This window comes from Polaromonas sp. (assembly GCF_013817205.1).
Taxonomy (GTDB): domain Bacteria; phylum Pseudomonadota; class Gammaproteobacteria; order Burkholderiales; family Burkholderiaceae_C; genus Polaromonas.
The window spans coordinates 1-20,060 of sequence record NZ_JACDDD010000073.1 but is presented as its reverse complement, the minus strand read 5'-3'; the positions used below and the strand labels follow the sequence as shown (position 1 = coordinate 20,060).

Here is a 20,060-nt window from a genome sequence, read left to right as displayed (position 1 = left end):
AGTTGACGGTGCTGGGTTCGGCCAAAAAACGCAGGGTGATGGAGGACATAGGAATCGCCTGAAGAGAGAAGTCCCCCCATTATCCGGACTTTAGGAGCGTGCGTCGTCTGATACCGGCAGCCACTCTCGCCATGCGATTGGGGCAAGTTTGCCCGCTTGCCACCTGAGGCAAATTGCGCAAGGTTTTCAGGGCAGGGGCGTCAGGGATTAACCGCGAGGGGAGCGGGAGCGCTCTGCAGAGCGGCAATGCGCTTGTGCATCAGGAAAAACCACAGCGGGGGCAGCATGGCCAGCATCAGGCAGCCCGCATAACCTGTGGGGAGTTGCGGCCCGGGCAGGGCCGCCAATGTTGGATAAGGTTTCCACGCATGCATGTGGTGGTCAGAGTGGCGCTGCAGATTGGCCAGCAGCGAGTTGCTGACAACATGGTCGGCATTCCAGGCATGCATCACACCAAAGGCCTCGCGACGCCCGCCTTCGCTGGTACGGCGCAGGCCGTAGTGCTCGATGTAATTGACAATTTCCAGCAGCAGAAAAGCGACCACTGATTGCAAGGCGAAATATGCTATGAATTTGATAGCTGATGACGCAGGCAGAACAAGGGCGGGAAGCATGAAAGGCATCAAGGATGCAGCCGTGCTCCAGACCAACGGGCTGCGCAGCCAGCTGGATTTGAACTGGGCGATGCGCTGGGCTTCCAGCTTCCAGCCGCTGGCCAGGCTGCCCCACAGGCTGCGCGGCAAAAACCGGTACAGGCTTTCCCCAAACCGCGCCGAAGCCGGGTCGTCCTGCGTGGCGGCGCGCGGGTGGTGGCCCCTGTAATGCTCCACCATGAAATGGCCGTAACAAACGCTGCTCATCAGCAGCCAGCCGCAAAAGCGGTCGACCCTTGATTTGCTGTGGCCCAGCTCGTGCGCAAACGTGATGCCCTGCGAGCCGGTGACAAACCCCACGCTGAACGCCACGCCCAACGCGGTGAGCCAGTCGCCGTGCACAGCGGCATAAGCGCCCGCTGCGATCAGCGCCATCTGCAGCAGCACGTACAGACGCAGCACCGTTTGAAAATACCCCAGGCTGACGCCTGGGGCCGTGGGAGGAGGCGAGCGCTGAGCCGCCGGCGCAACAGCATCCAGCAGCGCAATGCCCCACCACACCGCCAGAGTCCAGATGGCGGACTGGGCGGGGTGCGCATAAATGCCAACGATGGTCAGCAGCGGCAGCAGCCACGCCAGAAGGAATCGCAGGTCAGACAAGCGCATGGGGGACTTTCTCACGTCGCGCCCGTGCGGGCAAATTTTTTTTGGGGAGTGCGGAGGTGAGGCGGATTTGCATCGCTGGCCCTGGATGCTACCAAATACATAGCAAACTTTCTTTGCTGATGAAGGGCAAGACACCAAAAAGGTCGTGAATCGCCCCCCTGAAAGGCCCGTGCGGGGGCTTCTTCAGAGCAAACGCTGCAGGTAGCGCCCGGTGTGGCTGGCGGGGTTGGCTGCAATGTCCTCGGGCGTTCCTACACCGACCACCGTGCCGCCACCGGCGCCGCCCTCGGGGCCCATGTCGATCAGCCAGTCGGCGGTTTTGATAACGTCCAAGTTGTGCTCGATCACGACGATGGTGTTGCCCGCGTCGCGCAACTGGTGCAACACCTTGAGCAGCAAGGCGATGTCGGCAAAATGCAGCCCGGTGGTGGGCTCGTCGAGGATGTACAGCGTGCGGCCGGTGTCGCGCTTGGAGAGTTCCAGCGCCAGTTTGACACGCTGCGCCTCACCCCCCGACAGCGTGGTCGCGGCCTGACCGAGCTTGATGTAACTCAGGCCAACGTCGAGCAGGGTGTGCAGCTTGCGCGCAATCACCGGCACCGCCTTGAAGAACTCAGCCGCGTCCTCGACCGTCAGATCCAGCACCTGCGCAATGTTTTTACCCTTGTACTGCACTTCCAGCGTTTCGCGGTTGTAACGCATCCCCTTGCAAACATCGCAAGGCACGTAGACATCAGGCAGAAAGTGCATCTCGACCTTGACCACGCCGTCGCCCTGGCAGGCCTCGCAGCGTCCGCCGGCTACGTTGAAGCTGAAGCGACCGGCGCCGTAGCCGCGTTCACGCGCGGTGTTCATCTCGGCCATCAGTTCGCGGATAGGCGTGAACAGGCCGGTGTAGGTGGCCGGGTTGCTGCGTGGCGTGCGGCCGATCGGCGATTGGTCGACGTTGATGACCTTGTCGAAATGTTCGATGCCCTCGATGCTTTCGTGCGGCGCCGGCTCCTCATGCGCGCGGTACAGCGTGCGCGCGACGGCGGCGTACAGCGTGTCGTTGACCAGGGTCGATTTGCCGGAGCCGGAGACACCGGTCACGCAGGTCAGCAGCCCGACCGGGAAGTCGACGCTGACGTCTTTCAGGTTGTGGCCGCTGGCCTTGATCACGCGGATCGCCTGCATGTCACCCTGGGTCCGCAGGTGTTCAGCCTCACGCGCGGCTCGTTTGATGCCTGCCGCACTGGGCGCAAATTTCGAAGGTTTCTTCGGGTCGCGGTAAGGCGCTTTTTCCACCGTCGGCAGCCAGGGCGTGCGGCGTGTGGGCACGGCGATCTTGAGCACCTGCGACAAATATTTGCCGGTCAGCGAATCCGGGTTGGCCAGCACTTGGGCATAGGTGCCCTGGGCCATCACGCGCCCGCCGTGGATACCGGCGCCCGGCCCCATGTCGATCACGTGGTCAGCGGCGCGGATCATGTCTTCGTCATGTTCAACCACCAGCACGCTGTTGCCGATGTCGCGCAGATGTTTGAGCGTGCCGATCAGGCGGTCGTTGTCGCGCTGGTGCAGGCCGATGCTGGGCTCGTCCAGCACATACATCACGCCGGTCAGGCCCGAGCCGATCTGTGAGGCCAGGCGAATGCGCTGCGATTCGCCGCCCGACAGGGTTTCGGCGCTGCGGTCCAGGCTCAGGTAATTCAGGCCCACGTCGTTGAGGAATTTCAGGCGCAGGCCAATCTCACGCACCACCTTGCCGGCAATCTCGGCCTTAGCGCCTTCCATGGTCAGGCTGTTGAAGTAATCAAAACTTTCGCGCAGCGTGGCGCGGCTGATCTCGAAGATCGCCTTACGCCCGGCGGCGCCCACCAGGTAGACGTGCCGGGCCTCGCGGCGCAGCCGTGTGCCCTCGCATTCGGGGCAGGGCTGCAGGCTGCGGTATCGCGCGAGCTCTTCACGCACGGCGGCCGAGTCGGTCTCGCGGTAGCGTCGCTCGAAGTTGGTAATCACCCCCTCGAAGGGGTGTTTTTTGTTGATCTTCTTGCCGGCAAAATTGCCGGAGTCCATCACGTAGCTGAACTTGATTTCTTCTTCGCCCGAGCCATGCAACACGACCTGCTGCACCTCGACAGGCAGGTTTTCAAAGGCCGTGTCAAGGTCGAACTTGTAGTGTCTGGCCAGGCTTTCCAGCATCGAGAAGTAATAGCCGTTGCGCCTGTCCCAGCCCTTGACGGCGCCACTGGCCAGGCTCAGCGACGGGAAAGCCACCACCCGCGCCGGGTCGAAAAACTCCATGTGCCCCAGGCCGTCGCAGCTGGGGCAGGCGCCGACTGGCGAGTTGAAGGAAAACAGCCGCGGCTCCATCTCGCTGAGCGAATAGCTGCATACCGGGCAGGAAAACTTTGCGCTGAACAGGTGTTCCTTGCCGGAGTCCATTTCCATCGCGATAGCCTTGCCGTCGGCCAGCCGAAGCGCGGCTTCAAAACTTTCAGCCAGCCGCTGCTGCATGTCGGGCCGCACCTTGAGCCGGTCGATCACCACGTCGATATTGTGTTTTTCAGCCTTCTTGAGCTTGGGCAGCTCGTCGAATTCATACGCCGTGCCGTCCACGCGGAAGCGCACATAACCATGCGCCTGCATCTCTGCGAACACGTCGATGAACTCGCCCTTGCGTTCGCGCGCGACGGGCGCCAGGATCATCAGCTTGGTGTCTTCCGGCAGGGCCAGGACGTGGTCAACCATCTCGCTGACGCTTTGCGCCTGCAGCGGCAGCTCGTGGTCCGGGCAGAAAGGTGTGCCGGCGCGGGCAAACAGCAGGCGCAGGTAGTCGTGGATCTCGGTGACGGTGCCCACGGTGGAGCGCGGGTTGTGGCTGGTGGCCTTCTGCTCGATGGAGATCGCCGGCGACAGGCCTTCGATCATGTCGACATCGGGCTTGTCCATCAACTGAAGGAACTGGCGCGCGTAAGTGCTCAGGCTTTCGACATAACGGCGCTGGCCCTCGGCGTACAGGGTGTCAAAGGCCAGTGAGGATTTGCCCGAGCCGCTCAGCCCGGTGATCACCACCAGCTGGTTGCGCGGGATGTCGAGGTCGATGTTCTTGAGGTTGTGCGTGCGCGCCCCGCGGATGCTGATGCGCTGCATGGCCAAATGGTTGTGGGCCCCCACGCTCGTCACTGCGTGTACTTCACTGCCCCCCGAGGGGGCTGGACTTGCTCGGGGCGGCCCTTCGCTGCGTCCTGCCAGGTAGCTGCTGCTGTCGGGCTCGGCCGCTACCGGGGCAGCAGCTGCGGGAGCAAGGTATTTGCCGTCGTTGGGAGAGTTCACGTGTAAGGGCGCCGCAAAACCCTCCATCATAGACGCGTACGGGTTTTTTGGCAGCCCGGCGGCTTATGGCACAGGACAGTGGCGCCCGGTGTCGGCACCCCCGGCGCGTTTCCTGCTTGAAGCCCAGCACCCGAAAAAAGCCCCAGCAATTCAAAGACAATAGGCCGCTGCCCCGTTCCCGCTCCAACAAGACTGACATCCCGACTGTGTCTCCAGCCCCGTCCTACCCCATGACCGCCACCGAGCGGCGCGCCAGCGCCTCGCTGGCCTCGATTTTTGCGCTGCGCATGCTGGGGCTGTTTCTGGTGCTGCCGGTGTTTGCGCTGGAGGCAGCGCGCTACCCGGGCGGCGATGACCCGGCGCGCATCGGCATGGCCATGGGCATTTACGGTCTGACGCAGGGCATTCTGCAAATCCCTTTTGGCATGGCCTCGGACTGGCTGGGGCGAAAGAAGGTGATCGTGGCGGGCCTGGTAGTGTTTGCGCTGGGCAGCTTCGTGGCGGCCTGGGCGCCGGACCTCACCTGGCTCATCGTCGGCCGCTCGCTGCAGGGCGCCGGCGCGATTTCGGCGGCGGTGACGGCCTTGCTGGCCGACACCACGCGTGACGAGGTGCGGACCAAGGCCATGGCGCTGGTCGGCGCCAGCATCGGGTTGATGTTTGCGCTGTCGCTGGTGCTGGCGCCTCTGCTGACCGCACACGTCGGTCTGAGCGGGCTATTTGCATTGACCGGCGCGTTGGCGCTGGCGGGCATCGCGGTGACCATCTGGTGGGTGCCGCCCGAGCCAGCGCAGCACGTCAATCGCCCGCGCGGCAGCCTGGCCGAGGTTTTGAGGCACCCAGCGCTGCTGCGGCTGAATGCCGGGGTGTTCATCCTGCATGCGGTGCAACTGGCCATGTGGGTAGCGATTCCAGCCCTGCTGGTGCAGGCGGGACTCGCCAGCGCCAGCCACTGGAAGGTTTACCTGCCAGCGGTGCTAGCGTCTTTCCTGGTCATGGGCTTGACCCTGTTTCCGATGGAAAAGCGGGGCCGCTTGCGGGAAGTCTTTCTCGCGGCGGTGGGCCTGATTGCGCTGGTGCAGTTCGGCCTGATGGCGGCCTCGCTGCAGGTCGCCCCCTCGCTGGCAGCGCTCGGGGCGCTGCTGTTCCTGTTTTTCTGCGGCTTCAACATCCTCGAAGCCTCCCAGCCCAGCCTGGCGTCGCGCGTGGCGCCGGCCCATTCGCGCGGCGCGGCGCTCGGGGTCTACAACACCCTGCAGTCGCTGGGCTTTTTTGCCGGTGGCGCACTGGGCGGCTGGCTGGCCAAAACCGCCAGCGCGCAGGCCTTGTTTGCCGCCTGTGGCGGCCTGATGCTGCTGTGGCTCGCAGTCGCCTGGCCAATGAAGGCGCCGGGAAGGCATGAGGGCGCCTCCGGTGCCGGACTGGCCGCACAGCCAGTTAAACTGTGAAAAATTAGGAGAACATGCCATGGCATCCGTCAATAAAGTCATTCTCGTCGGCAACCTGGGCCGCGACCCCGAAGTGCGCTACATGCCCAGCGGCGACGCCGTGGCCAATATCGCGTTGGCTACCAGCAGCAAGTACAAGAACAAGGCCGGTGAAATGGTCGAGGAGACCGAATGGCACCGCATCAGCTTTTTCGGCCGCCAGGCTGAAATCGTCGGTGAATACCTGAAGAAGGGCCGCTCGGTTTACATCGAAGGGCGCCTGAAAACCCGCAAGTACACCGACAAGGACGGCGTCGAGAAATACGCCACCGACATCATCGCCAGCGAGATGCAGATGCTGGGCAGCCGCGAAGGCATGGGTGGCCCGGGCGGAAACGACAGTGGTGATGAGGGCGGCGAGCGCCCGTATTCCCGTCCGCCGGCAGCCGCCCCGCGGGCGCCGGCCGCTGCGGCCCCGCGCCCGCCGGCACCCACCAAGGCCGCCAGCGGCTTTGACGACATGGACGACGACATCCCGTTCTGATTCGCCCGTTCCCATCGCATCTGCCCGGCCTGCGCACTGCGCAGGCCGGGCAGATGCATTTTTCAGACAACGCTTTTTGTCGCCGGTCGCCCCAGAGCCGTGTAGGCGCGGGCCTCATTTTTCCCTCTACACCCGCCGGGGTCAGCGCTTTTTTTTGCTAGGATCAATCCTCCATCGTCCGGATAACCCAAGAGGCCAGCCATGCGCCCGAACCACGACCACATCCCAGCCCTGCGACCCGGCTTGCTGGGCGCTTGGCTGGGCGCCGCCCTGGTGGCGGCGGCCGGCTTGGCCCATGCCAACACCGACCCTCTGAGCGACCTGCTCAGCGTACCCGGCAGTGCCGGACTCGGCCTGGGCGTGCGCGCCGAGCAATCGCCCTATGTTGGCGGCGGCACCCGTTATGACCTGCAGCCGCTGTACCTGTACGAAGGCAAACGGGTGTTTCTGCATGGCAGCCGCGCCGGGCTCAAGCTGCTGGACGATGGCAACCAGCGCGTCGATGTTTTTCTGGACCAGCGCTTCGAAGGCTATTCCGGTGACCGGATTCCGCCGGCATTGGCCGGCATGGCCGAACGCGGCTCGGGCCTGGACGCTGGTGTGTCTTACCGCTATCGCCAGCCCTGGGGCACGCTGCAGGCCGAGTTTCTGCAGGATGCCTCCAGCTTTTCCAAAGGCAGCGAGATGCGCCTGTCCTACGCCTACGACTGGCGCGCCGGCCGGCTCGCACTGCGCCCCAGCCTGACGGTGGCAGCGCGCAGCGCCAAGCTCAACAACTATTACTACGGCGTGCGGCCAGGCGAAGCCACCGCAACCCGGCCAGCTTACGAGCCCGGCAGCGGCATCAATACCACCTTGGGCATGTTTGCCACCTATGAATTGAGCGAAGGCTGGCGCCTGCTAGGCGGCGTGACCCACACCCTTCTGGACAGCAAGGTCAAGGCCAGCCCCATCATTGGCAAGTCGGCGCAGACGGGGGTGTTCGTCGGCGCCGCCTATGACTTCGGCACCTACAAGGGGAGCTGGACGCAGGAGACCTCGCCGACCTACTTCAAGCTGCTCTATGGCAAATCAACCGAAGACGGTTGCCATCTGGCGAAAATCATCACGCTGCGCTGCGCCTCGACCGCCAAGGTCAACTCGACCCGTATTGCCGGTGTGCAAATCGGCAAACCTTTTATTGAGCAACTCAACGGCTGGCCGGTGGACATCGTTGGTTACGTCGGTCTGCTGCAGCACGACGACCGCGGGCTGGCGCCCAACGGCCTGCAACTCGATGCTTTCATGAAGGCCTATTACTACGGCTTCCCGTGGAGCGAACGCGTCAAGACCCGGCTCGGCCTGGGCATCGGCGTCTCGTTGGCGCAACGTGTGCCCTACGTTGAATCCAGCAGCCAGGCAGGGCGCGGGCGGGCGACATCGCGGCTGCTCAACTACCTGGACCCGAGCATCGACTTCAGCCTGGGTGACCTGATCGGCCGTCCCCGGCTGAAAGACACCTACCTCGGCTTTGGTGTGTCGCACCGCTCGGGTATCTTCGGCGCCTCACGCCTGTTCGGCAATGTCAACGGCGGGTCGAACTACATCTATACCTACGTCGAGACGGCGCTGTAGCTCCAATTGCTACAAACTTAATAGCTGATTGCTCAATATCAGCGGGGGCTGAAGACCGATTTGGCTTGAAAACAGATGCTGCGGTCGTAGACGTCCTTACCCACACACTCCCAGAGGGCGAGGGAGCAGGACAAGTCTTCAACCCAGGTTCTGCACGTTGCTCGATGCAATGACGCCGCCGCCCAGGCAGACCTCGCCCTGGTAGAGCACGGCCGACTGGCCCGGCGTCACCGCCCACTGTGGCTGATCAAAGTGCAGTTTGGCCTGAGTGGCAGAGGCTTGCATGAGCTCGCAGGCGGCATCCGCCTGCCGGTAGCGTGTCTTGGCGGCCATGGTCCACACGGTCGGCGGTGGGCCCGCGACCCAGCTGCAGTCCTGCACTTGCAACTCGGTGGACAGCAGCCAGGGGTGGTCGTGGCCCTGCACCACCCACAAGGTGTTGCTGTCCATGTCCTTGCGCGCCACAAACCAGGGTTCGTGTTCACCGGCGCCGCGCTGGCCCTGCGCCTGCAAGGCCCTGAGTTCGGCGCCGCGCGCCTTCACGCCGCCTATGCCCAGACCCTGGCGCTGGCCCAGGGTGTAAAAACTCAGACCCACGTGTTCACCGAGCACGCGGCCCTGGTCGTTTTTGATGGGGCCGGGCGCTTTGGCGATGTAGCGGTTCAGGAAGTCGCGAAACGGCCGCTCGCCGATGAAACAGATGCCGGTTGAGTCCTTTTTCTTCGCGTTCGGCAGGCCGATCTCGTCGGCAATGCGCCGCACTTCGGTCTTTTTCAGCTCCCCGACCGGGAACAGCGTTTTGCCCAGCTGAGCCTGATTCAGGCGGTGCAGAAAGTAGCTCTGGTCTTTCGCCGGGTCCAGGCCCTTGAGCAGTTCGTGCAAACCGGTGGCCTCGTTCAGGCGCACACGCGCATAGTGTCCGGTGGCGATTTTTTCAGCCCCCAGTCGCATCGCGTGGTCCAGAAAAGCCTTGAACTTGATCTCGGCATTGCACAGGATGTCCGGGTTGGGCGTGCGGCCGGCCTGGTACTCGCGCAGGAACTCGGCAAACACCCGGTCCTTGTAGTCAGCGGCAAAGTTGACGTGTTCGATTTCAATGCCGATCACGTCGGCGACGGCCGCCGCATCCACGAAGTCAATGTTGGACGAGCAGAACGCGCTGTCGTCGTCATCTTCCCAGTTCTTCATGAAGATGCCGATAACCTCGTGGCCCTGCTGTTTGAGCAGGTGTGCGGTGACCGCGGAGTCCACGCCTCCGCTCAAACCGACCACAATGCGTTGTTTTTGCATCGCCCGATTTTAGGTGGGCAACTTTAAATGCACACCGTCAGGGTTTTGGGTCGTAGACGCTGGGGTCAGTGGTCACCAGTGCCAGCGGATAGCGTTTGCCAGCCAGATAATCTTCCATACAGGTCAGCAGCAGCGGGCTGCGGTGCAAGGGCACACAGGCGCGGATCTCGTCGGGGCTGAGCCACAGGGTACGCACAATGCCTTCGTCCAGCGCCTGTCCCGCCACCTCCTCCCCAAGCTTTCCGCAGAAGGCAAAGCGCAGATAGGTGATGTCCAGCGCCTGGTTCTTGCCGGGCACAGCCTTCTCGAAGCGCGACATGTAGATGCCCACAAGGGCATCTGGCGTGAAGTGAAAGGCGGTTTCCTCCAGCGTTTCCCGGACGCAAGCCTGGAAGGTGCTTTCCCCCTGATCGAGGTGGCCGGCCGGGTTGTTCAGGCGCAGGCCGTCCTGCGTGTGTTCCTCGACCAGCAGGAACTTGCCCTCGCGCTCGATGATGGCGGCAACGGTGACACTGGGTTTCCATCGTGAATTCATGCGCGCATTATCCGCGCGCGTATCGCAGCCCGCGGCTTGTACCTGACCGCTTAGCGTGTGGCAAAAATCACATGAAAGTCATGTAAGCTAGCCGACAGCTTCAGAAATCACGTAGAACTACGTACACGCAACGAGGAGACACCCATGCGAATCGGGGTACCGGCCGAAACCACGGCGGGGGAAACACGCGTCGCCGTCACACCGGAGACAGCCAAAAAACTCAAGGCCCAGGGCCACACGGTCGTTATCCAGTCGGGTGCCGGCGTCGCCGCCAGTGTTCCCGATGAGGCTTATGTCGCTGCGGGTGCCGAGATCACCGATGCCGCCAGCGCCTATGCGTCCGACATCGTGCTCAAGGTGCGTTGCCCGCTGGACAGCGAAATCGGCCTGGCGAAAGCCGGCACGGTGCTGGTCGGCATGCTCAATCCATTTGATGCCACCGGCCTGCAGCGCCTGGCTGCGGCGCAACTGACGGCGTTTGCGCTGGAAGCCGCGCCGCGCACCAGCCGCGCGCAAAGCATGGACGTCCTTTCGTCGCAGGCCAACATCGCCGGCTACAAGGCCGTGATGATGGCTGCCAATGCCTACCAGCGCTTCTTTCCGATGCTGATGACCGCTGCCGGCACCGTCAAGGCGGCGCGCGTGGTGATCCTGGGTGTCGGCGTAGCCGGTCTGCAGGCGATTGCCACCGCCAAGCGCCTGGGTGCGGTGATCGAAGCCAGCGACGTGCGTCCCAGCGTCAAGGAGCAGGTCGAGTCGCTGGGTGGCAAGTTCATCGATGTGCCTTACGAGACAGATGAAGAGCGCGAAGCGGCTGTGGGCGTCGGCGGCTATGCCAAGCCGATGCCGCCGAGCTGGCTGGAGCGGCAAAAAGCCGAGGTCGCCAAACGGGTGGCCCTGGCCGATATCGTGATCACCACCGCGCTGATTCCCGGCCGCGCCGCACCGGTACTGGTGACCGAAGACATGGTCAAGGCCATGAAGCCAGGCAGCGTGATTGTTGACCTGGCCGCACCACAAGGCGGCAACTGCCCGCTGACCGAGGCCGGCAAAACCGTGGTCAAACACGGCGTCACGCTGATCGGTGAGACCAATGTACCGGCGCTGGTGGCGGCGGATGCCAGCGCGCTGTATGCGCGCAATCTGCTGGACTTCCTCAAGCTGATCATCAGCAAGGAAGGCACGCTTAACATCGACCTCGAAGACGACATCGTGGCCGCCTGCCTGATGACGCAGTCCGGCGAAGTCAAGAAGAAATAACCATTTCAGGGACGGCCGCGCGCCGCCCGACCAGGAGAAAAGACCATGGATGCCGTGTCGCCCACCATCATCAACCTCATCATCTTCGTGCTGGCGATTTACGTGGGTTACCACGTGGTCTGGACCGTCACGCCTGCGCTGCACACGCCGCTGATGGCGGTGACCAACGCGATTTCGGCGATTGTCATCGTCGGTGCCATGCTGGCCGCTGCGCTGACGGTCACGCCGCTAGGGAAAACCATGGGCGTGCTGGCCGTGGCGCTGGCTGCCGTCAATGTGTTCGGTGGCTTTCTGGTCACGCGCCGCATGCTGGAGATGTTCCGCAAGAAGGAAAAGAAGATAGCTACGCCTGTCGCTGATGCAGGAGCCGCAAAATGAGCATGAATCTGGTCACGCTGCTCTACCTGGTGGCTTCTGTCTGTTTTATTCAGGCGCTCAAGGGCCTGTCGCACCCCACCACCTCGATTCGCGGCAACCTGTTCGGCATGGTCGGCATGGCGATTGCCATCCTGACCACCGGTGCGCTGATTGTTGAACTCTCAGGCGGCAAGGCCCTCGGCATGGTTTATGTGCTGGGCGCCCTGCTGGTCGGCGGCACCGCCGGCACGATCATGGCCCAACGTGTCGAGATGACCAAGATGCCCGAGCTGGTGGCTTTCATGCACAGCATGATCGGTCTGGCGGCGGTGTTTATTGCCGTCGCGGCCATGGCAGAGCCCGATGCCTTCGGCATCGTCGCTGCGGGCCTGCCTACGGCAGCGATTCCGGCCGGCAACCGGCTCGAGCTCTTCCTGGGTGCAGCCATTGGTGCCATCACTTTCAGCGGCTCGGTGATTGCGTTCGGCAAGCTCAGCGGCAAGTACAAGTTCCGCCTGTTCCAGGGCGCACCGGTCACCTTCTCCGGCCAGCACATGCTCAACCTGGCGCTGGGCATCGCCACGCTGGCGCTGGGCCTGGTGTTCATGTTCACCGGCAACTGGACCGCGTTTTTTGCGATGTTGGCCCTGTCCTTTGTGCTGGGCGTGCTCATCATCATCCCGATAGGCGGCGCTGACATGCCGGTGGTGGTGTCCATGCTCAACAGCTATTCGGGCTGGGCCGCAGCGGGTATCGGCTTTTCGCTGAACAACGCCATGCTGATCGTGGCCGGCTCGCTGGTTGGCTCGTCGGGCGCCATCCTCTCGTACATCATGTGCAAGGCGATGAACCGCTCCTTCTTCAACGTGATCCTCGGCGGCTTTGGCGGCGAAGCGGGCACAGCAGCGGCAGGCGCCAAAGAGCAACGACCCGTCAAGTCAGGCTCGGCAGACGATGCGGCTTTCATTCTTGGCAATGCCGAAACCGTGATCATCGTGCCGGGCTACGGTCTGGCAGTCGCACGCGCCCAGCACTCGGTCAAGGAACTGGCGCAGAAACTGACGGACCGGGGTGTCAACGTCAAGTACGCGATCCATCCGGTGGCAGGCCGTATGCCCGGCCACATGAATGTGCTGCTGGCCGAGGCCGAAGTGCCCTACGACCAGGTGCACGAGATGGAAGACATCAACGCCGAGTTCGGGCAGGCCGACGTGGCCATCATCCTGGGCGCCAATGACGTGGTCAACCCGGCAGCGCACGTCAAAGGGAGCGCCATTTACGGCATGCCGATTCTGGAGGCTTACAAGGCCAAGACCGTCATCGTCAACAAGCGCTCGATGGCGGCTGGTTATGCCGGCCTGGACAACGAGTTGTTTTACATGGACAAAACCATGATGGTGTTCGGCGACGCGAAAAAGGTGATCGAAGACATGGGCAAGGCCATTGAGTGATTTGCAGACAGATAACACTTGTTGCCGTGCGAAAACGCTGAATTAGAGGAAATACCCTCCTGATTTATGAGTTTCCTAGGGAAAACGCAATAGCCCCGCAGAGGGTGGCGCCATGAAAATTCGTGGCTGTTGTTCAATCGTAATCTGGAGAAGACAAGCATGAATGCATCCACCGCTGACCGTCCCTGGCTGAGCGCCTACCCCGCTGGCGTGCCAGCCGACATCGATGCGTCTCAGTACGCCTCGCTGGTCGCGCTGATGGAAGAGAGTTTCAAGAAAAACGCGAACGCCGTGGCTTACAGCTTCATGGGCAAAGAGGTGACCTTCGGCCAAACCGACAGCCTGTCTCAGGCTTTCGCGGCCTACCTGCAGGGCCTGGGTCTGACCAAAGGTGACCGCGTGGCCATCATGATGCCGAATGTGCCGCAGTACCCCGTCACCGTGGCCGCGATCTTGCGTGCCGGCTTTGTGGTGGTCAACGTCAACCCGCTGTACACCCCGCGTGAGCTCGAGCACCAGCTCAAGGACTCGGGCAGCAAGGCGATTGTCATCATCGAAAACTTCGCCAACACGCTGGAGCAATGCATCGCCAACACCCCGGTCAAACATGTGGTGCTGAGCGCCATGGGCGACCAGCTCGGCATGCTCAAGGGCGCGCTGGTTAACTATGTGGTGCGCAATGTCAAGAAAATGGTGCCCGCTTTCAATTTGCCGGGCGCGGTGCGTTTCAATGACGCGGTGGCGCAAGGCACACGCGGCACGCTCAAACGTCCCGACATACAGCCCAACGATGTGGCCGTTCTGCAATATACCGGCGGAACCACCGGTGTCTCCAAGGGTGCGGTGCTTCTGCACCGCAATGTGATCGCTAACGTGCTGCAGTCCGAAGCCTGGAACGGCCCGGCCATGGCGAGCATGGAAAGTGGCGTGCAGCCGACCTATGTCTGCGCACTGCCGCTGTATCACATCTTTGCGTTCACCGTGAACATGATGCTGGGCATGCGCACCGGCGGCAAAAACATCCTGATCCCCAACCCGCGCGACCTGCCCGCGGTGCTCAAGGAACTGGCCAAGCACAAGATCAACAGCTTTCCGGCGGTCAACACGCTGTTCAATGGCCTGGCCAATCACCCCGACTTCAACACGGTGGACTGGTCGCACCTTAAAGTGTCACTGGGCGGCGGCATGGCCGTCACCAGCGCGGTAGCCAAGCTCTGGCTTGAGAAAACCGGCTGCCCGATTTGCGAAGGTTACGGCCTGTCGGAGACCTCGCCGTCGGCCAGTTGCAATCCGACCAACAGCAAGTCGTTTACCGGCACCATCGGTGTGCCGATTCCGGGCACCTGGTTCAAGCTGCTTGACGACGACGGCAATGAAGTGCCGGCGGGCCAGCCCGGCGAGATCGCCATCAAGGGCCCGCAGGTCATGGCCGGCTACTGGCAGCGCCCCGACGAAACCGCCAAGGTCATGACGCCAGACGGTTACTTCAAGTCCGGCGACATCGGCACCGTCGACGAACGCGGCTTCTTCAAGATTGTGGACCGCAAGAAAGACATGATCCTGGTCAGCGGTTTCAACGTCTACCCGAACGAAGTGGAAGATGTGGTCTCCGGCATGGAGGGCGTGATGGAATGTGCGTGCGTCGGTGTGGCCGACGACAAGTCCGGCGAGGCCGTCAAGCTCGTGATTGTCAAGAAGAGCCCCGACCTCACCGAAGCCCAGGTGCGCGAGTTCTGCAAGACCAACCTGACCGGCTACAAGCAGCCCAAGGCGATTGAATTCCGTAGCGAGCTGCCGAAAACACCGGTGGGCAAGATCCTGCGGCGCGAGCTGCGCGACAAGAAATAAGGCGGAGCTCCGCACTCCGGCAAAGGCGGCTCAGGCCGCCTTCTTTTTTTGGTGCCAACTCACAGCCATGACCACAACCGCCATCCTCAGCGCGCTGGCCGAAGAGCAGCAGGGCCTGCTCGACCTACTGCAGCAGCCGCATAAAACCAGCCATGCCGGGCGCGATTTCTGGCAGGGCCGGCTGCATGGCCAGCCGGTTGTTCTGGCGCTGTCGCGCATCGGCAAGGTGTCGGCCACGACGACCAGCGTGGCGCTGATCGAGCGCTTCAAGGTCAGCCGCATCGTGTTCACCGGTGTGGCCGGTGGCCTGGGCGATGGCGTGCATGTCGGCGACGTGGTGATTGCCGACAGCTTTGTGCAGCATGACCTGGACGTCTCGCCGCTTTTCCCACGCTACGAGGTGCCGCTCTACGGCCAAGCCCGCTTCATCTGCGACAAGGTCCTGACCGCGCAATTGCTGCGGGCCGCCCGCATGGGCATCGATAGCCTGGCCTTGCCCGCGAAGACCTTGTTGCATCACGGCCTGATCGCCAGCGGGGACCGTTTTGTCTCTGGCGCCGCCGAAGCGCGTACCTTGAGCTCGGCGCTCAGGCACGGTGGCCATGAAGCGCTGGCGGTGGAGATGGAAGGCGCGGCGGTGGCGCAAGTGTGCTTCGACTACGACATTCCATTTGCAGCTGTCCGGACGATTTCGGATCGCGCGGACGACACGGCCCACGTGGATTTTTCGGTATTTGTGCGGGATGTGGCTAGTTTGTATGCGCAGGTGATTGTTCGGTCCTTGATAAAATTGCTATAAAAATAGTAGCTGCTCGCGCTGGCTGCACAAGGGCTGGAGGCCGATTTGGCTCTCAACTTCCACAGTCTGATGCATCACACTGCGCGCCGGGCATCTCTGGGTCGGTAGTTGGAACTCCCCTCTCCCAACCCTCAGGAAGGCGCTGCCTGACTAGCGCCATGCGCGGCGGAGCTTCGCGGGATGCGCCGCGAGGCGCAAAACCCCCGGCTTGTTGGAAGACCCACCGGGGCACAAGCGTGCACAAGCTGCGACAAGCTCAACCCTGAGCCGTTATGCTCCCACCATGGGTGAATTCGAACTGATAGATCGCTACTTCAAGCGCCCCACAACACGCGCCGTGTTGGGCGTGGGCGACGACTGTGCGCTGCTGCAACCCACCGCCGGCATGCAGCTAGCGATCTCCAGCGACATGCTGGTCGAAGGTCGGCATTTTTTCGCCGACGTTGATCCCTCCACCCTGGGGCACAAGGCCCTGGCCGTTAACCTCAGCGATCTCGCAGCTTGCGGCGCCAGGCCACTGGCTTTTACGCTGGCATTGGCGCTTCCACGCGTTGATGAAATCTGGCTTGCGCCGTTTTCACGCGGCTTGCTGGCACTGGCCGACTCGCACGGCTGTGAGCTTGTTGGTGGTGACACCACGCAAGGTCCCTTGAACATTTGCATCACCGTGTTCGGCGAAGTACCGCAGGGCCAAGCCTTGCTTCGCTCCGGCGCAGGCGCGGGTGACGACATCTACGTCAGCGGCACCCTGGGCGACGCAAGACTGGCCCTGGACGCGATTCGCGCAGACCTTGCACTGCCGGCCGAGCTGCTGCAGGACCTGCGGCACCGCCTGGAGCAACCCACGCCGCGTGTTGCGCTGGGCTTGGCTCTACGCGGCGTCGCCAGCGCGGCTATCGACATCAGCGATGGCCTCACCGGCGACCTCGGCCATCTTCTCAAAGCCTCGGGTGTGGGGGCTACAGTCGATGCTTCAATTGCTATGAATTTGATAGCTGTTCGCGCCCATTCCACCTGGGCAAACGGGCTTTTTTCTCATGAAAAGTTGCTGCAATGTGTCCTGGCCGGCGGGGACGACTACGAGTTGGCCTTCACAGCGCCTGTGGCGGCGCGGGATGCGGTGCAGCTGGCATCCCACCAAACGCAGACGCCCATTACCCGCATCGGACAGGTGGAGGCCGAGCCCGGCCTGCGAGTGGTGGACGACCAAGGCAGGACGCTGCAATTCAAGGCCGCCTCCTTCGATCACTTTGCCTGAATGCGCCCCGCGGGCAAGCTTGCTAGGCCGGGCCCCACACCTTTGCCGAACAGCACAGCATCAGTCAGTGCGGCGGCCATGGCCTGATAACCGGCGTCCCCCGGATGCAGGTGGTCGCCCGAGTCCCAAGCCGGCAGAAGGCGTGCGGGGTGTTTTGGATCGCGCAGCAGGGCATCAAAGTCGGCGACGGCATCGAATGCGCCACTGCTTCGTATCCATTCGTTGACAACTCGGCGCTGCGCATCTTTTTCAGGGGTGAAGTATCCCGCCAACGGAGTGCCCTGCAGGGCGCCTTCAAATGGTGTCAGCGTGGCGCCCACAACACGCACGCCCTGGGCACTGGCGCGCGCGATCAGCTGAAGATACCCGTCTATCAATTGCTCGGTATCAACGGCCCTATCGCTGGAGCCCAACGGGCTGCCCGGCCAGGCGATGTCATTGATGCCCAGCATGACAACCACCGTCCGGACGCCGGGTTGCGCAAGGACGTCGCGCGTCCAGCGCGCCGAGGCGTTGGTGCCCATCCCGTCACTGAGCACACGGGCGCCGGATATGCCGGCGTTAAGCACTGCGACACGGGACTTGGCAAGACGCGCGGCCAGAAAATCCGGCCAGCGCCGGTTGGTATCCATGGTCGAGCCATTACCGTCGGTGATTGAATCGCCAAAGGCCACCACCACGCCTGCGTCTTGCGGCGAGTCCACGAGGATGCCGCTGACGATAGCGCGACTGGTCAGCGTCGCTACCGGCTCGAAGCCGCGTTCAGACACCAAGTTGCCGGCACCCACATACGCCGTTTGTCTGGCGTCCCAGTGGAAGGTTGAGAGCGCCGTCGGCTGGGGCAGGTAGAGCGACACCGCAACCTGCGCCAGGGCTTCCAGCGGTAGCAACACGGGATCACTGATGGCCTGGCCACCCGGTGGGATGCGTACGCTGGCGCGGCCGCTGAAGCTCAGCGGCCTGTTCGAAGCCGGCTTGACTTCTTGCTTCGCGCCCGCCAGTGCCAAACTTGCCGCGCCAATAAGCATGGGCTTGTTGCCGTACTCGTTGCTCAGCACCACGCGCGCCCGTGACCCGCCCACACTCACCCGCGCCACCTGCCGCAAAGTCTGGTCTGCCAGGTTGAACGGCACATTGACCGGCAAAAAGAAATCGCCTGACCACAGTGGCTGCTGGCTGGCCTGCCAGCTGGGGACCCAGCGGCCTGCATGAGGATCGGAGGCCTGCGCGGGTGTGACGCTCAGTGCGATGGATGTAGCCAGGACGGCCAGAATGTGGTTCAGGTTCAGGTTCATCGTTTTCTCAGGTTGATGCAGATGGAAGTCGCAACCATAGGATCTTCCACCCGAGAATGGAACGACCTAAAATTGCATAGTTGCCATTCAAAATTGGAATATCTTGGACACATTGAAAGCCCTGCACCTCTTTGTGCGCGCTGTTGATCTTGGCAGCCTGTCTGCCGTGGCACGCGAAATGGACAGCACCCAGCCGAACGTGAGCAAGGTGGTGGCAGCCCTTGAGCGGGACCTGGGAGCCCGCCTGTTTGTGCGCAGCGCCCGCGGCCTTGAGGCCACACAGGAAGGCCGACGCTTCTACGAGCGAGCCCAACGCATGCTTGAAGACTATGAAGAGGCATTGGCTGAAGCGCGCGAAACCGTGGCGCAGCCAACGGGCACGCTGCGCCTGAATGCACCACTGGCACTCGGCGAGCTGCGGCTCAATTCCCTGATGCTGGAGTTTCTGCAGCGTTACCCGGCGATTCGTGTCGAGATGATTCTGAACGACCGCCTGGTTGATCTGACCGAAGAAGGCGTCGACGTCGCCGTGCGCCAAAGCGACACTTTGCCGCCGAACGTGATTGCGCGAGAGGTCGCCACTTCCACCCGGTATTTGTGTTGCGCGCCTTCATACCTCAAGGCGTATCCGTCCATCAGGCGCCCCAAAGACCTGTCCGGACACGAGTACCTGGAGTTTGCCTGGGCTGCAACACCGGGGCTGATCACACTCACTGACGACCACGGCAAGGAAGACGTAAAAGTGGATGGCCGCTACCGCGTGAACAGCTCCATGGTGATACGCGAGGCCTTGTTGGCCGGCGCTGGTGTGGGCATGACACCCGCCTGGCTGGTTGATGACCTGATCAGCACCGGCAAATTGGTGCGCGTATTGCCGCGTTATCACGGCGGCGTGCAACGCGCCTGGCTGCTGTACCCATCGCGCCGCCACCTGCCAAGCCGAACACGTGCGCTGCTTGATTTTTTGGCAGCGCGTTTGCCGGAGCTCCCCGGGTTCATGGCTGTGCAGCCTTGAGGGCGCAGCCACTGGACAGCAGGCCACGGCTTGGTCGGCATCAACCCACCGCGCGCCGACTCCCCTTCAGTCACATGACGGGTTTATTACCGGACCTTGGCGTCGGCTTGCCTGATCGGGGCCGCAGCGACCGCCTGAGGGCAAATGCAATCACCACGCCCAGTGCGCTTGCCACTGCGGCAGGGATGGCCGCGGCAGACCAGCCGGCCGCGTCGACGATGACGCCTACCGCGACGGGGCCCATCAGCTGGCCCAGGTTGTTGCCGTGGATCACGAGGCCGACGGAGATGGGCGCGAGGTGCGGCGCGGGCGCCAGCTGCGGCGCGCCGCCCAGCACGGTGGCAGGCAGCAGGCCACCGACGCCCGAAAAAACCACACACAGCAAAAACACCCAAAGGGCGGGTGTGACCGGCAGGAAGATGGCGATGCCGGCAAGGCCCATGACGACACTCGCGACGGCGATCAGCACCCAGCGCGAAGTGCCCCGCGCCAGCAACATACCCGCTATAAGGTTGCCCAGAATATTGGCGACGATGGCAACAGCGCTCAGGACGCCCGCAGCGGCGACGGATACTTCCATACGCTCCACCAGCAGGACGGGCAGGAAGCTGAACACTGCAAAGAACTGAAAGGTATAAACCGCAAACGCAGCGGCCAGCAGCAGCGGAGCGCCCGCCCTGATCGTTACCCCGGCGTCCCGGGCCATGGCCTGCCAGGACAGGGCGGCGGCAGAAACCGCACCGCGCCGCACCGTGACAGCGACCAACATCGCAAGCAGACCTGCCAGCAG

The 20,060-nt window shown here is 62.9% G+C and carries 15 protein-coding genes and 1 pseudogene; 10 read left to right on the top strand and 6 right to left on the bottom strand.

Annotated elements, in window-relative coordinates:
- Positions 1 to 200 precede the first annotated feature (200 nt).
- Both H0W47_RS14945 and uvrA read right to left on the bottom strand, forming a co-directional pair.
- Positions 201 to 1,259 (bottom strand): alkane 1-monooxygenase, encoded by a 1,059-nt coding sequence (locus H0W47_RS14945; RefSeq protein WP_296925773.1) that lies wholly within the window; start codon positions 1,257 to 1,259, stop codon positions 201 to 203.
- Positions 1,260 to 1,442: 183 nt separating this feature from the next.
- Positions 1,443 to 4,394 carry an excinuclease ABC subunit UvrA gene (gene uvrA, locus H0W47_RS14940; protein WP_296925775.1) on the bottom strand — a complete coding sequence of 984 codons (2,952 nt, stop codon included), beginning with the start codon at positions 4,392 to 4,394 and terminating at the stop codon, positions 1,443 to 1,445.
- 413 nt (positions 4,395 to 4,807) lie between these two features.
- Between uvrA and H0W47_RS14935 the strand changes: the two genes are divergently transcribed.
- The 3 genes from H0W47_RS14935 (at position 4,808) to H0W47_RS14925 (ending at position 8,162) form a co-directional block, all read left to right on the top strand.
- Complete coding sequence (locus tag H0W47_RS14935) at positions 4,808 to 6,025, top strand: MFS transporter (RefSeq protein WP_296925771.1); 1,218 nt, start codon at positions 4,808 to 4,810, stop codon at positions 6,023 to 6,025.
- A 19-nt stretch (positions 6,026 to 6,044) separates the two neighbouring features.
- Positions 6,045 to 6,548: a single-stranded DNA-binding protein gene (ssb, locus tag H0W47_RS14930; protein ID WP_296925769.1), complete on the top strand. Its 504-nt coding sequence runs from the start codon at positions 6,045 to 6,047 to the stop codon at positions 6,546 to 6,548.
- Between the two features lie 201 nt (positions 6,549 to 6,749).
- Entirely contained in the window at positions 6,750 to 8,162 is a 1,413-nt protein-coding gene (locus H0W47_RS14925; protein WP_296925767.1) for a MipA/OmpV family protein, read from the top strand.
- Between the two features lie 138 nt (positions 8,163 to 8,300).
- Here the strand turns inward: H0W47_RS14925 and mnmA are convergent, their stop codons facing one another.
- Together mnmA and H0W47_RS14915 are read right to left on the bottom strand one after the other, a co-directional pair.
- Positions 8,301 to 9,452, bottom strand: a complete 1,152-nt coding sequence (gene mnmA, locus H0W47_RS14920) for a tRNA 2-thiouridine(34) synthase MnmA (RefSeq protein ID WP_296925765.1) — start codon at positions 9,450 to 9,452, stop codon at positions 8,301 to 8,303.
- Between the two features lie 37 nt (positions 9,453 to 9,489).
- Positions 9,490 to 9,987, bottom strand: coding sequence for an NUDIX hydrolase (locus H0W47_RS14915; RefSeq protein WP_296925763.1), 498 nt, complete (start codon positions 9,985 to 9,987; stop codon positions 9,490 to 9,492).
- A gap of 144 nt (positions 9,988 to 10,131) precedes the next feature.
- Between H0W47_RS14915 and H0W47_RS14910 the strand changes: the two genes are divergently transcribed.
- The 6 genes from H0W47_RS14910 (at position 10,132) to thiL (ending at position 16,960) form a co-directional block, all read left to right on the top strand.
- The gene (locus tag H0W47_RS14910; protein ID WP_296925761.1) at positions 10,132 to 11,247 is read left to right on the top strand and encodes a Re/Si-specific NAD(P)(+) transhydrogenase subunit alpha; all 1,116 of its coding nucleotides are present in this window, start codon (positions 10,132 to 10,134) and stop codon (positions 11,245 to 11,247) included.
- A gap of 45 nt (positions 11,248 to 11,292) precedes the next feature.
- Entirely contained in the window at positions 11,293 to 11,625 is a 333-nt protein-coding gene (locus H0W47_RS14905; protein WP_296925759.1) for an NAD(P) transhydrogenase subunit alpha, read from the top strand.
- The gene (locus H0W47_RS14900) at positions 11,622 to 13,055 is read left to right on the top strand and encodes an NAD(P)(+) transhydrogenase (Re/Si-specific) subunit beta (RefSeq protein ID WP_296925757.1); all 1,434 of its coding nucleotides are present in this window, start codon (positions 11,622 to 11,624) and stop codon (positions 13,053 to 13,055) included. Before H0W47_RS14905 ends, H0W47_RS14900 begins: the two co-directional genes overlap by 4 nt.
- 159 nt (positions 13,056 to 13,214) lie before the next feature.
- Positions 13,215 to 14,903, top strand: coding sequence for a long-chain-fatty-acid--CoA ligase (locus tag H0W47_RS14895; RefSeq protein ID WP_296925755.1), 1,689 nt, complete (start codon positions 13,215 to 13,217; stop codon positions 14,901 to 14,903).
- A gap of 67 nt (positions 14,904 to 14,970) precedes the next feature.
- The gene (locus H0W47_RS14890; RefSeq protein ID WP_296925753.1) at positions 14,971 to 15,702 is read left to right on the top strand and encodes a 5'-methylthioadenosine/adenosylhomocysteine nucleosidase; all 732 of its coding nucleotides are present in this window, start codon (positions 14,971 to 14,973) and stop codon (positions 15,700 to 15,702) included.
- Positions 15,703 to 15,985: 283 nt separating this feature from the next.
- Positions 15,986 to 16,960 (top strand): thiamine-phosphate kinase, encoded by a 975-nt coding sequence (thiL, locus tag H0W47_RS14885; protein ID WP_296925751.1) that lies wholly within the window; start codon positions 15,986 to 15,988, stop codon positions 16,958 to 16,960.
- Here thiL and H0W47_RS14880 read toward each other — a convergent pair.
- On the bottom strand, positions 16,948 to 18,255 hold the full coding sequence (locus H0W47_RS14880; RefSeq protein ID WP_296925749.1) for an SGNH/GDSL hydrolase family protein: 1,308 nt from the start codon (positions 18,253 to 18,255) through the stop codon (positions 16,948 to 16,950). The genes thiL and H0W47_RS14880 overlap by 13 nt on opposite strands.
- Before the next feature lie 103 nt (positions 18,256 to 18,358).
- On the opposite strand from H0W47_RS14880, the gene H0W47_RS14875 reads away from it, so the two are divergent.
- Positions 18,359 to 19,270: a LysR family transcriptional regulator gene (locus H0W47_RS14875; protein ID WP_296925747.1), complete on the top strand. Its 912-nt coding sequence runs from the start codon at positions 18,359 to 18,361 to the stop codon at positions 19,268 to 19,270.
- A 70-nt stretch (positions 19,271 to 19,340) separates the two neighbouring features.
- Here the strand turns inward: H0W47_RS14875 and H0W47_RS14870 are convergent.
- Positions 19,341 to 20,060 (bottom strand): annotated as a pseudogene (locus H0W47_RS14870) (MFS transporter); the annotation flags it as partial.

What these genes read in the sequence shown, in the direction of transcription:
- H0W47_RS14945 (WP_296925773.1), bottom strand. Translation starts at nt 1,259, where the DNA reads ATGCGCTTGTCTGACCTGCGATTCCTTCTGGCGTGGCTGCTGCCGCTG.
- mnmA (WP_296925765.1), bottom strand. Translation starts at nt 9,452, where the DNA reads ATGCAAAAACAACGCATTGTGGTCGGTTTGAGCGGAGGCGTGGACTCC.
- H0W47_RS14925 (WP_296925767.1), top strand. Translation starts at nt 6,750, where the DNA reads ATGCGCCCGAACCACGACCACATCCCAGCCCTGCGACCCGGCTTGCTG.
- H0W47_RS14895 (WP_296925755.1), top strand. Translation starts at nt 13,215, where the DNA reads ATGAATGCATCCACCGCTGACCGTCCCTGGCTGAGCGCCTACCCCGCT.
- H0W47_RS14880 (WP_296925749.1), bottom strand. Translation starts at nt 18,255, where the DNA reads ATGAACCTGAACCTGAACCACATTCTGGCCGTCCTGGCTACATCCATC.
- H0W47_RS14915 (WP_296925763.1), bottom strand. Translation starts at nt 9,987, where the DNA reads ATGAATTCACGATGGAAACCCAGTGTCACCGTTGCCGCCATCATCGAG.
- thiL (WP_296925751.1), top strand. Translation starts at nt 15,986, where the DNA reads ATGGGTGAATTCGAACTGATAGATCGCTACTTCAAGCGCCCCACAACA.
- H0W47_RS14910 (WP_296925761.1), top strand. Translation starts at nt 10,132, where the DNA reads ATGCGAATCGGGGTACCGGCCGAAACCACGGCGGGGGAAACACGCGTC.
- H0W47_RS14905 (WP_296925759.1), top strand. Translation starts at nt 11,293, where the DNA reads ATGGATGCCGTGTCGCCCACCATCATCAACCTCATCATCTTCGTGCTG.
- uvrA (WP_296925775.1), bottom strand. Translation starts at nt 4,394, where the DNA reads ATGCAGCGCATCAGCATCCGCGGGGCGCGCACGCACAACCTCAAGAAC.
- H0W47_RS14900 (WP_296925757.1), top strand. Translation starts at nt 11,622, where the DNA reads ATGAGCATGAATCTGGTCACGCTGCTCTACCTGGTGGCTTCTGTCTGT.
- ssb (WP_296925769.1), top strand. Translation starts at nt 6,045, where the DNA reads ATGGCATCCGTCAATAAAGTCATTCTCGTCGGCAACCTGGGCCGCGAC.
- H0W47_RS14890 (WP_296925753.1), top strand. Translation starts at nt 14,971, where the DNA reads ATGACCACAACCGCCATCCTCAGCGCGCTGGCCGAAGAGCAGCAGGGC.
- H0W47_RS14935 (WP_296925771.1), top strand. Translation starts at nt 4,808, where the DNA reads ATGACCGCCACCGAGCGGCGCGCCAGCGCCTCGCTGGCCTCGATTTTT.